8 protein-coding genes are annotated in these 12,547 nt (G+C 60.1%); 6 read left to right on the top strand and 2 right to left on the bottom strand.

Annotated elements, in window-relative coordinates; genetic code table 11:
• The first annotated feature begins 39 nt into the window (after positions 1 to 39).
• Positions 40 to 711: a DUF502 domain-containing protein gene (locus ISP18_RS06430; protein WP_380008275.1), complete on the top strand. Its 672-nt coding sequence runs from the start codon at positions 40 to 42 to the stop codon at positions 709 to 711.
• A 44-nt stretch (positions 712 to 755) separates the two neighbouring features.
• Complete coding sequence (locus tag ISP18_RS06425; RefSeq protein ID WP_380008271.1) at positions 756 to 2,516, top strand: M14 family metallopeptidase; 1,761 nt, start codon at positions 756 to 758, stop codon at positions 2,514 to 2,516.
• A gap of 155 nt (positions 2,517 to 2,671) precedes the next feature.
• Here ISP18_RS06425 and ISP18_RS06420 read toward each other — a convergent pair whose 3' ends face one another.
• Both ISP18_RS06420 and ISP18_RS06415 read right to left on the bottom strand, forming a co-directional pair.
• Complete coding sequence (locus ISP18_RS06420; RefSeq protein WP_380008268.1) at positions 2,672 to 4,282, bottom strand: multicopper oxidase domain-containing protein; 1,611 nt, start codon at positions 4,280 to 4,282, stop codon at positions 2,672 to 2,674.
• 177 nt (positions 4,283 to 4,459) lie between these two features.
• Positions 4,460 to 6,091 carry a phospholipase C gene (locus tag ISP18_RS06415; protein WP_380008265.1) on the bottom strand — a complete coding sequence of 544 codons (1,632 nt, stop codon included), beginning with the start codon at positions 6,089 to 6,091 and terminating at the stop codon, positions 4,460 to 4,462.
• 340 nt (positions 6,092 to 6,431) lie between these two features.
• On the opposite strand from ISP18_RS06415, the gene ISP18_RS06410 reads away from it, so the two are divergent.
• The 4 genes from ISP18_RS06410 to ISP18_RS06395 all read left to right on the top strand — a co-directional run bounded on the left by ISP18_RS06410 (position 6,432) and on the right by ISP18_RS06395 (position 12,530).
• On the top strand, positions 6,432 to 6,563 hold the full coding sequence (locus ISP18_RS06410; protein ID WP_380008262.1) for a hypothetical protein: 132 nt from the start codon (positions 6,432 to 6,434) through the stop codon (positions 6,561 to 6,563).
• 256 nt (positions 6,564 to 6,819) lie between these two features.
• Positions 6,820 to 8,943 (top strand): M13 family metallopeptidase, encoded by a 2,124-nt coding sequence (locus ISP18_RS06405; RefSeq protein ID WP_380008259.1) that lies wholly within the window; start codon positions 6,820 to 6,822, stop codon positions 8,941 to 8,943.
• A gap of 305 nt (positions 8,944 to 9,248) precedes the next feature.
• Positions 9,249 to 10,019 carry a substrate-binding periplasmic protein gene (locus ISP18_RS06400; RefSeq protein WP_380008257.1) on the top strand — a complete coding sequence of 257 codons (771 nt, stop codon included), beginning with the start codon at positions 9,249 to 9,251 and terminating at the stop codon, positions 10,017 to 10,019.
• Between the two features lie 336 nt (positions 10,020 to 10,355).
• Entirely contained in the window at positions 10,356 to 12,530 is a 2,175-nt protein-coding gene (locus tag ISP18_RS06395) for a TonB-dependent receptor (protein WP_380008254.1), read from the top strand.
• Positions 12,531 to 12,547: the final 17 nt, after the last annotated feature.

Below are 12,547 nucleotides of genomic sequence, written 5' to 3'. Positions count from 1 at the left end.
ACCCCTACAATAAGGCGCCCTCCCCGCCCCGAGTCGCCCATGCCGCCGCTGCGCCTGAAACGCTATCTCATCACCGGCCTGCTTACCTTCATGCCGTTGTGGGTGACCTGGCTGGTGTTCAAATTCATCGTCGGGTTCCTGGCCGGGCTTGGTGCGCCACTGGTCGCCGCGTTCGTAGGCGCGCTGGGCTGGGTATCGCCACAGGCGGCCGAGCAGCTCAGCCATGGCTGGGTGACCTATGTGCTGGCGCTGCTACTCACTCTGATTACGCTGTATCTGCTCGGTTTTCTCGCCAACCGTGTGATCGGCCAGCGGCTGCTGCACGCGTTCGACAGCCTGCTACAGCGCATACCACTGGTGCAGACCATCTACGGCGGTACCAAGAAGTTGATGACCGTCTTGCAGAACAAACCCAGCGGCGCACAACGCGTGGTGCTGGTGGATTTTCCGCGCAAGGGCATGAAGGTAGTCGGCTTCGTGACACGCGTCATGCAGGAAGAAGGCACCGGCCGCGAAATGGCCGCGGTCTACATCCCCACCACGCCCAATCCCACTGGCGGATATCTGGAAGTGGTACCACTGGACGAACTGACGCCCACCGACTGGACGATGGATCAAGCCATGGCCTTCATCATCTCCGGCGGCGCGGTCGCGCCCGACACCCTGCCCGCCTCGCCGTCCGCATTGCCGGCGTCGGAGAGCCATGCATGATCGCGCGCGGTTTCTGGCTTGCCATTGTCCTTGGAGCGATAAGCATGAGCACGCACGCCGCCGGACCGCACGACACCGACTGGACCACGCCCGCGGAGGCGTCCGAATTCCGCACCACACCAAGCTACACGCAAACGCTGGCTTATCTGCAGCGACTGCAGCAAGCCGCTCCGAACACGATCAAGCTGGAAAACTTCGGCATCACGCCGCAAGGCCACCCGATGACGGTGGTCATTGCGAGCAAGGACGGTACGTTTACACCTGACGCTGCACGCGCCGCGCACAAACCCATTGTGCTGCTGCAAGCTGGCATCCATCCCGGCGAAATCGAAGGCAAGGATGCGGGCCTGATGTTGTTGCGCGATATCGCCGTAGCCGGCAAATACCCGCATCTGCTCGATCACGTGGTGCTTGTCTACATTCCGGTGTTCAGCGTGGATGGACACGAATACACGTCGCCCTATAACCGCATCAATCAGAACGGTCCAGAAAGCATGGGCTTTCGCGGTCAATCGCAATACCTCAACCTCAATCGCGACTACATCAAGGCCGATGCGCCGGAAATGCTGGCGTGGCTGAAGCTATGGCAGACCTGGCTGCCAGACTTCCTGATCGACGTGCACACCACGGATGGCGCGGATTACCAGTACGACCTCACCTGGTACACCGAGGATCCGCACAAGCTTGATCCGACCGTTGCCCAGTGGCAGCACACGCTTATGGTCGAGCAGGCCATGCCGGCCTACGAAAAGCTTGGCCACTCGGCTTCCATCTACCTGGAATTCAAGGACGGTCGCGATCCGCGCAAGGGCATCCAGAATTTTGGATCCGGGCCGCGTTTCTCCACCGGCTACGCCGCGCTGCAAAATCGCCCGGCGCTGCTGATCGAAACGCACATGCTGAAAACCTATGCGGTACGCGTGCATGCGGTATACGACCTGGTGCGTGTGCTGCTCGACGACATCAACCGCAACCCTGCCGCCTTGCTTGCGGCAACCAGTCAGGCCGATGCGCACACCATTGCCCGCGTCGACAATGCTCACGCGCAAGAGCCGTTGACGTTCAAGCTCGATCCCACACCAGCGCCGTACGAACTGAAAGGCTACGCGTTTACGCAAACGCACAGCGATATTTCCAACGACACCTGGATCCAGTACGACCCGAGTAAGCCCGTTACTTACCGCATCGACAATCGGAATGGCCTGCTGCCTGATATATCGATCACACCGCCTGCCGCCTATATCGTGCCCGGCGAATGGAAAACCATCATCGACAAGCTCGATGCGCACGGCATTGCCTATCGACGCATCGGCCATCCGATGAAAGAAGTGGATGCCACCGCCTACCAGCTTGATGAGCCCAAGTGGGCAGAGGCACCTTTTGAAGGGCATCTGATGCTACAAAGCTTCAACCTGCATGCTCACCCGATTGAAGTGACGTTGCCAGCGGGATCGGTGATCGTGCCGATGAATCAGCGTGCTGCGAACGTCGCCATCCAGTTGCTCGAACCGCAAGCCTCTGATTCACTGCTGCGTTGGGGTTATCTCAACGCCATCTTCGAAGCCAAGGAATTCGGCGAGCCGCGCGTGCTGGAAAAGCTTGCGCGCGAGATGATGGCGAAGAATCCGAAACTGAAGGCGGAGTTCGAGCAGAATCTGCACGACAATCCGGCCTTTGCGGCAAACAGCCGTGCAAGATTGAATTTCTTCTTCATGCATTCGCCGTGGTACACGGTGCAACGCGTGGGTGCTTATCCGGTACTTCGGGTGGATGCGGCGCAGTTGGCAAATATTGCGACAAAATGATCCGCAAGATTGCCGCTCAGCCCTTCTTGCCTCACCGTCATTCCGGCGAAGGCCGGAATCCAGTTAAAGCATATTGTGCGAAGCACTCAATATAAAAATGTTGTGTCCTTCGGACGCACATTTCGACTGGATTCCGGCCTTCGCCGGAATGACGATCAGGCAGCCACCACCTCGAACGGCCGCATCATCTCATTCGCCTCATGCTCCAGCAGATGGCAATGCCACGCATAACGCCCCACGTAGCCATCGAAGCGCACGATGATGCGCGTGATCATGCCGGGCCACGCCTGCACCACATCCTTCCATCCTGCTTCACCGGCTGACGGCAGTTGCGCAGGGCCGGTGTAGCGAACGGTCTGCGACTCCATCCATTCGCCGGAGTCGAAGGGGCGACGATCCAGAATCTGGAACCGCACCATGTGCAAATGGATGGGATGCGAATCGTCGGTGAGGTTAATCAGGTTCCAGATTTCGGTGCTGCCTAGTACCGGTTTTTCCGTCACCGGTTCGTGCCAGCGCTTGCCGGCAAGCAGCATCAGCATCGGCTCCGCCACGCAGTCCTGGTAGGAATCGAGTGTGAGCATGCGTTGCTGCGTCGCGGCCGATTCGGGCATGCGCGGCACATCTCGCAATACGGCAGGTACCTCGCTCGTATCCCTCACACGGCCGCTACCGATGCGTAATTGCATGATCGGCAGCGCATCGTTGAGCAGCTCGATCTGCTGCCCAGCCAACGCAGCAAAATCGATGACAAGATCCACACGCTCGCCCGGTGCGATGAACACGCTGTGCTGCGTAACCGGTGCCGGCAGTAGGCCCTGGTCACTGCCGATCTGCTGGAATGATCGTCCATCGCGCAACTTCAGATTGAAGAAGCGTGCATTGGAAGCGTTGAGCACGCGAAACCGGTAACGTCGCGGCTGCACGTCGAGATACGGCAGCAATGCGCCATTGACCAGCATGGCGTTGCCGAACACTTCCGATACCCATGGCGCTTCGCTGTTGCCGGAAACGGGGTAATAGAGCTGGGCGTCAGTGGTGAGCAGCCGATCGCTCAAGGTCAGCGGGATTTCCTGTTCGCCTTGCGGCAGGCCGAGCGAGCGCTCGTGTTCGTCGCGCAAAATCAGGTTGCCGAACATACCGGCATAGATATTCAGGCGATTGATGCCCATCGCGTGATCGTGATACCAAAGCGCTGCGGCATCCTGCTTGTTGGGATACGTGTGCAATCGTGATTGGCCGGGCACGTACCAATCTTCGGGATAGCCATCGCTCGCCGTGGGCACGCTGGCGCCGTGCACGTGCACGATGGCGCGCACTTCGGGCTTGTCCAGCTCGGCGCCGTGGATGCGGTGGTCGATCGGCAGGAAATGCTTGCGTGGCAGTTCGTTGCGCCAGTCGATGCGCACAGTCTTGCCACTTTGGACTTCAATAGTGGGACCGGGCATACAGCCGCCATAGGTCCACACGCGCGTGGGCGACAGATCGCGATGCAGGCGCTGTTCGGTTTCGCGCATATCCACGCGTAACGCCTTGCCGTCGCTGGCACGCAGCACCGGTGGCAACGGCAGCGGATCGACAAAGGGCTTCAGCTGAGTCGGGTCCAGCAGACGCGGTACGTTCGGCTGATCCGTCACCATGTGTTTGCACAAGGCGCTGCCGCCGCCCATTTTCGGCATGGCGTGCATGTCGTGGGCACGCAAACGCAGGGATGCTGCCCCTGTACCGAGCAGGGACCACTTCAGGAAATCGCGGCGGGATGGCAAGGCGAAAAACTCTCCTCAGTGAGCCCCTCTTCCATCGGGAGAGGGTGCCGAGAGGCGGGTGAGGGTTCGGACAGCGCGTGATGGTGAAGCCTAGCGTGAAATTTTATCACCGCGCATCGATCGCACCCTCACCCCAACCCCTCTCCCGACGGGAGAGGGGCTCGTACGCGGCAGCACTTACCACTTCTTGACCGGCTCGCCCGTCTGCTCATCCAGGAACAACCGACGATTCTCTGCAAACGGATCGTCGAAATCGAACATATGGTTCAACTTGCCGGCTACGGCATCGAAGGAGCCGCCGCCGAGGCGCTGACCTTCCAGCCAGTTGTCCTCAATGAAGCGCGTGATTGAGCTTTGATCGGTGACGGTGTGATCCACATAGTTGTGGCGCGCCCACGGCGACACCACCAGCAGCGGCAGGCGCGGGCCGTAACCGCAGCGACCTTGCACCGGCTTGTCAGTGTTCACGCCCGACAGCGTGCCGTGACCGTTGCACACGCCCGGACCATTCAACGCATCCTGGCTGGTCTGCGAAGCATTTACCTGCGGCGAGGCTTGATGGTCGTACCAGCCGTCAGAGTCGTCATAGGCGATCACCACGGCGGTGTCGCGCCACTCTGGATGTTTCTGCAGGTAGTTGATCACGTGCACGATGAACTGCTGTTCGTCCAGCGGATCGGAATAACCAGCATGGCCGTCCTGATAGCCCGGCGCCTTGAGGAAGCTCACCGCCGGCATGTTGCCTGCGTCGACCGCGGCGTAGAAATCGCTGAGGTCGTATTGGTGATTGGCCGCATCGCCGGCATGACCGATCATCGCCACCGAGGTGGGACGCACGTGCGTCGGGTTGGCGGTGCTGGTGTAGTACTGGAACGGCTGGTGATGCGGGATGTAATCGGCCTTCACCGTCTGCGTGACAGTCGACAGCGTGCTGCGCTTGCAACCCGTGGTGCCGTTCGCATTGACAGCGGTGAGATCGAAGCCGCCTTCGAAGAAGCCCCAGGTGATGCCCTTGGCGTTGAGCAGATCACCTACGTTCTTGCCGCCCAAGCGCACGCGTGCGCCGCTGGACGTGGAGCATGTATCGTCGAGAGGATCGGCATCGCTGACCAGCGTGTAACCGCCCTGGCCATCCGCCACGATGTCGCCGCTGGCGGCCAGCTGATCGCTGACACCGTTGGTCTGGCCGGAAACCAGGTTTATCGCACCCGGCGTGGACGGGCCGAAGTTGCTGCCGTAGCTGTTGTCGCTCATCGCGAAGTGCTGCGCGTAATGCCACATCGCGGTGACGGTGTTGCCGTCGTAATAGCCCATCACCTGGCCGGTGCTGTTTTCACCCGCAGTTCCGCCCGGCAGCGTTTCGCCTGTGCCGGTGTACTTCGGGAAAAGATCCATGGCGCCGTTATCGAACGCCTGCTGTTCCGGCTGATAGTCGTGATCCTGGTCGGCCGTAGCGGCCTGCGCGCGCGACAGACGGAACGGATTGATCGCACCCGTGCCGTTGGCGGCATTGTTGGCGTTGGGGTTGTTGGTCAGCAGCTCTTTGGTGAGGCCGTTGACCTTCGGCGTATCGTCCTTCGGATAGAACGGCGGCTCGCCCGGTGCGTTCACCGCATAGGGATAGGTGCCGAAGTAGTGATCGAAGGATACGTTCTCCTGGAAGATCACCACCAGGTGCTTGATCGGCGTGGCGGTATGGTCGTGCCTATGTCCGTGGAAGGCATCGGCCGCGGGATCCGGCGCGCATATCGCAACGGCGGAGAGGGTAAGCAAGGAAGCCGCAAGACAGACGGCAAGACGTGAGCGCATGGCAGTCTCCGGTGACGGTCAATGGGCACGCTCCCCTCAGCGTGATAACCCGAAACCTTACTCAGCCGCGATGACAGCCTTATAACAACCCTGCGACCGACGCACCGAATTCGCGTTTGAAGCACGCGTCGCAATTTTCAGCGCTGTGGCCGCCGGCCGGATGACATTCGGCGGTCACAACTTCTTCGAGTGTTTCAACCAAGGCTTCCGAATCCGCTCGCGCGGCACGTAGTGCGCCGGGCGATATCGCGCCCTGGCAACGCATCGCTCAGTTTACGCACACCAGGTGCTCTTGCTCCCAAACGCAGCAGCCGGGCGGATTGCCTGCGCTATGAACGGAATGAACAACACCGCCGAGCGCACCGATGCGCATAAGCATCTCGTCGTGATTGATATGTCCACCATTGCGAGGGAGGCGAATAGCAGCAGTGATTTGCTCGGCGGCCGCATTGGGCAAAGAAGCAGCGGTTAAGCACGCGTAGACACCTGCCGCTTGGCAATCAAGCCAGGGCAAAGCTGCCCCAAAAAGGGACAGCGGCTTGGACGGCAACGCACAAACAGCCACTGGAAGTGCCTACACCCTACCCCTGACCTTTGACACTGTGTCCACCATGACCTATGGCCTAGCGTGGCGGGTCATGGCCGCGAATCGGCGACGCCTGTCGCGCGGCCAGCATCACGTGGGAGCGCCTGCGGGCGAATCACTGACATCTACCAGAGGGATATACATGACCTACAAGCATTTGAAGCCGCTGCTGCTTACTGCGAGCGTCACCTTTGCCCTGGCCGCGTGCGGCAAGCAGGAACAAGCCCCGGTACCCGCCCCGGCCCCGTCCTCCAGCGCGCCGGCCGCGGCGGCCACCACCGCCAGCGCCAAGCCCGTCAGCGTGTTCGACACGAGCGAGCTGGATAGCAGCATCAATGCTTGCCAGGACTTCAACGGCTTCGTCAACGCCAAGTGGATCGCCGCCAACCCGATTCCGCAGGATCGCACCCGTTGGGGCGCGTTCGATGCATTGGCCGAAAAGAGCCTCAACACGCAGCACGATTTGGTCGACGACGCCGCCAAAAACGCCGCCCAGGCCAAGCCGGGATCGATCGAGCAGAAGATCGGCTATCTGTACCAGGCCGGCATGGACCAAGACGCCGTCAACAAGCTCGGCTACGACCCGATCAAGCCGCAGCTCGATCAGATCGCCGCGCTGAAAACGTCCAAGGACGTCGCCAAGTACATCACCGACCGCTTCGCCGAAGGCGACCAGCAGGTGTTCAACTTCGGCTCCGGCGCCGACTTCAAGGATGCCAAGATCCAGATCGGCTTCGCCAACCAGTCGGGTCTGGGGCTGCCCACGCGCGATTACTACACCGATCCGAAATACGCCGAGATTCGTGAGGCCTACAAGGGCTACATCGCCAAGTCGCTGGAGCTGACCGGCGTGTCGGAAGCCGACGCCAAAAAGCAGGCCGACGACGTGTTCGCGTTCGAGACCAAGCTGGCCGGCGCCTCGCTCTCGCCCACGCAGATGCGCGATCTGGACAACCAGTACCACTTCGTGAGCGTGGCCGACGCGGACAAGCTCACCCCGCACTTCAACTGGCAGGATTTCTTCAAGGCGCAGGGAGTGACCATCGACAAGGGCTTCTCGCTGTCGCAGCCGAAGTTCTTCGCCGCGTTCGACAAGCAGCTGGCCAGCGCGCCGATCGCGCAGTGGCAAGCGTATCTGCGCTTCCACACTATCAGCGATGCCTCGGCGTACCTGAGCACCGCCTTCCAGGACAATCGCTTCGATTTCTACGGCAAGACGCTGTCCGGCCAGCCTGAGCAGAAGCCGCTGTGGAAGCGCGTGCTCGGCGCCGTCAACGGCTCCATGGGTGAAGCGCTCGGTCAGCTGTACGTGGCCAAGGAATTCACGCCGGAAGCCAAGCAGCGCGCGCAGGAACTGGTCACCAATGTACGCGAAGCGCTGAAAGATCGCATTGCCCAGTTGGATTGGATGAGCGATGCCACCAAGCAGAAGGCGCTGGATAAGTGGAACAAGTTCCTGCCCAAGATCGGCTATCCGGATCATTGGCGTAGCTGGGACGGCCTGGAGATCAAGCAGGGCGACTACTACGGCGATCTGCTGGCGGCCGCCAAGTTCAACTATCAGTGGGATATCGGTCACATCGGCAAGCCTACCGACCGCACCGAATGGGGCATGACGCCGCAAACCGTCAACGCATACTACGACCCCAGCACCAACACCATCAACTTCCCGGCCGCGATCCTGCAGCCGCCGTTCTTCTATGCCAACGGCGACGACGCGATCAACTACGGCGGCATCGGCGCGGTGATCGGTCACGAATCCAGCCACGGCTTCGACGACCAGGGCGCACAGTTCGACGGCGACGGCAACAAGGCCGACTGGTGGACGGCGCAGGACAAGGCGCAGTTCAAGGCTCGCACCGGCAAGCTGGTCGATCAGTTCAATGGCTACGCGCCGATCAAGGATAAGCCGGACCTGCACGTCAACGGCGAGCTGACCCTGGGCGAAAACATCGCCGACCTCGGTGGCCTGAACGTGGCTTACGATGCGCTGCAGGATGCCTTGAAGAAGAACGGCGCCGAAGCGCAGCAAAAGATCGACGGCTATACGCAGGATCAGCGTTACTTCCTGAGCTGGGCGCGCGTGTGGCGCAACAACACCCGCCAGAAGCAGGCGGAGCTGTACCTCAACATCGATCCGCACGCCCCCGCTTCGCTGCGCGCCATCGGTGCGCCGTCGAACATGACGGCCTTCGCTCAGGCGTTCCAGTGCAAGACCGGCGACACGATGGTTCGCGACGGCGACAAGCAGGTGAAGATCTGGTAAGTCGCGCTTTTACTGAAGTCGAAAACAAAAAGCCTCGCACGCAAGTGCGAGGCTTTTTTCTTTGTTCGCCATCAACTCGCGTTGACGATGGCAATGTAGTCGCTATGTGAAAGAAGTTGCCATCGCTCGGGGAACTGACAACAAAGCGTGACGCACCATGCTTGCGTTCGATCGCTCGTCGCTCGATTATCAAGCTGCTATTCGACTTTCTACCCACCATTGCGAGAACAGTTATGAACTCACTCGGTGCAGTACGGCGGTTGATGTTGCTCATTGTGGTTGCATGCCTTTTTCAACTTCCCGGCATGGCCCTGGCTTCCAACGCCATCGATGCAGCCACTCAATCGGAAGGCAGCCTGGCCGTTATTCGAAAGAACGGTGTTCTGAAAGTCGGCGTAGCCGTCAACGCGCCCTGGGTTTTTCGCGATAGCAACGGCCAGTGGAGCGGCCTGGAAGTCGACCTGCTCAGGCAGCTTGCGCAGGACATGGGATGGAAGCTCGATCTCGTTCCCGCTTCTTGGCAGAGCGGTATAGAGGATCTGCGCGCGCACCGTTTCGACATTCTGGCTTCGGGCCTAAGCATCACGCCACAACGCGCACTGCTGCTGAAATTCAGCCATCCCTATGGCGACTATGCACTGGGCTTGGTGGTCAATCGGCAGGCGATCGGCAGTGATGACGTGACCAAGCTGCAGAGCGGCAGCTCGCACACCATCGGCGTGTTGTCAGGGACGGTCACCGCAGCCACCACCAAGGAATACTTTGGGCAGAGCAAAGTGGTGGAGATTCAGGACGAAATGCAGGCTATCAAGAACCTGCGCGAGGGCAAGCTCGACGGATTCATCGCCGAGGAACCGGTGCCCACCGCCTTGGCGAAGACCTATCCGAACCAACTGCACACGCTTAACGTGCAAACGTATGGCAGAACGGCACACGGCTTCGCCGTACGCCGAAACGATGGCGACCTGCTCGATGTGATCAACGCCTGGCTGATTTACCAGCAGGCGTCCGGCTGGATTCGGTCCCGCGAGGATTTCTGGATCCACCACCCGGATTGGGTGCAGTTGACCCAATAAGCGTGTACGCCCAGGAGCCCCGGTTACCGCGCGTAGCCGGGGTTCTGGCTTTTTGTCGTCCGTCACTTCTAGCAACAGCGACTCAAATGCCGGCTGATTTCCTTTAAGCACCGGATATTTGCAGTCTTCATCGCGAAGACACCCGCCTCTGACGAGGGAGAAACCTAGGGCTTCACAACTTTGTAACGGCATGTAAGAATAAAAATGATTCGCATTTACAGAATGCCGGTTGAGGCAGCAAGCGGGATTGGGGCGTCGCAAAAACACCGCAGCGACGCGGCCAAGCAGCCAGCTAAACACCCGTTCTGCCCTTCCCACTTGCCGACATCGTTGCCCATGCCCGCCAATTTCCGCACCTCCCCGCTGCAAACCGCCCTGCTGCTTGCGCTCGCCCTGCCCGCCGTCGCACACGCACAGACCTCCGCTTCTTCAAGCGATGACACGCCAACAACGCCATCCAAGCCGAAAACGCTGAACTCGGTGCACGTCACCGGCAGCGTGCTCGGCAACGACTACACCACCGACACATCCACCGTCGGCGCCAAAGTGCCGACCTCGCTGCGCGATATCCCGCAAACGGTCGTGGTGGTGAACCGCGATCTGCTCGATGCGCAGGGCGCCACCTCGCTGCAGGATGCTCTGCGCAATGTACCGGGCATCACCATCGGCGCAGCGGAAGGCGGCCAGATCGGCAACAACATCAACCTGCGTGGCTTCACCGCACGCACCGACATCTATCTGGACGGCTTCCGCGATCCCGGCCAGTACTATCGCGACGTGTTCGACCTGGACGCGGTTGAAGTACTGAAAGGGCCTTCCTCCATGCTGTTCGGCCGCGGCTCCACCGGCGGCGTGATCAACCAGGTGACCAAGGAGCCGGAACTGAAAGCCTTCGGCACCGTAAGCGCCACGATAGGCACCAATGATCGCTATCGCATGACCGGCGACATCAACCAGCCCCTGTCCGACACTGCTGCTGCGCGCCTGAACATCTACGGCCAGGACATGCATTCCACACGCGATGTACTCAACAATCGCGATGGCGGCATCGCACCGTCGCTGCGCTTCGGCATCGGCACACCGACGCAGATCACGCTATCGGCCCTGATCCAGCACAACCACGACACGCCCGACTATGGTCTGCCGCCCATCAACGGCCGCCCAGCGCAGATGAACCCTAAAAACTGGTACGGCCTTACTGACGATCGCACCATCCAGAGCATCGACGAATTCAACGCGCGCCTGGAACATGTGTTCTCGGAGAACGTAAATCTGCGCACGCAGCTGCAATACAGCCAATACAAAACCGATGCGCGCGAAACCGCTGCCAACAGCATCGTCACTGCCAGCGGTGTAACGCTCAACAAGACACTCGGCAACCCGACCAACCTGCCGTTGCAGTATCTGTACGCGCAGCTCGCAAGCCACGACCGCGTCATCCACGACAAACTGCTGGACAGCCAGACCGACCTCGTCACCAAGTTCGATACGGGAAGCTGGCAACACACGCTGATCACCGGCGTGGAACTGGCGCGCGAAACCTACAACAACCAGACCTACACGCGTAATGGCCTGCCGCTCATTTCGTTGCTCGATCCCGTATACGAAGCGACACCCGCCAACGTCACCACGACAGTGGGCAACTACGCACAATCGACTGGCAAGACAGCGGCGGTCTACGCCAATGACACGATCAAGTTCAACGACCAATGGATGGTGGTCGCCGGTGTGCGACGCGATCGCTTCGATGCGCATATCAGCAACACCATCTCGGCACCGGCTTATGCGCAGCAAACGGTGTATTTCACCAGTGTGCGCGGTGGCGTGATCTATCAACCGAGCGAAAAGCAATCCTACTATGCGTCGTACGGCACATCATTTAATCCGGTGCTAGAACAACTCACACTGACCAGTGGCACGCAAAACCTCGCACCATCGAAAAACCGCTCCTACGAAATCGGCGGCAAATGGAATCTGCTTGACGACATGCTGGCGATCAATGCCTCGCTGTACAAGCTAGAGCAAACCAACGCGCGCACGCAAACCTCATCAGGCGAATACACACTGGACGGCAACATCCGCGTGCGCGGCGCCGAACTTGGCTTGGTCGGCCATCTCACCAAAAACTGGCAGATCTTCTCCGGCTACAGCCACATGAATGGCAGAATCGTGAAGGCACTCGACGGCACCCAGGGCAACGTGCCCGCCAACACACCGCGCAACACCTTCACTACCTGGAGCACCTACACCTTTGCCGAACACTGGGAAGCCGGCGGCGGCCCCACCTATATGTCGCAACGCTACGCGGCAAACAACAACTATGTAAGCGTAGGCGGCTACACGCGCTGGGACGCTACCGTGGCGTATCATCAACCGCGCTATGACATTCGGCTCAACGTGTTGAACTTCACTAACAAACGATATTTCGATGCGGTGATTCCCTCCGATGGTGGACGTGCCGTACCCGGCATCGGTCGCACGGCGTTGGCGACGTTTACCTATAAGTTCTAGCGAGGCATGCTCCCTCT

This window comes from Dyella humi, from assembly GCF_044904605.1.
Classification (GTDB): domain Bacteria; phylum Pseudomonadota; class Gammaproteobacteria; order Xanthomonadales; family Rhodanobacteraceae; genus Dyella_B; species Dyella_B humi.
The sequence above is the reverse complement of the archived record's forward strand: the minus strand, read 5'-3'. Positions and strand labels throughout refer to the sequence as shown.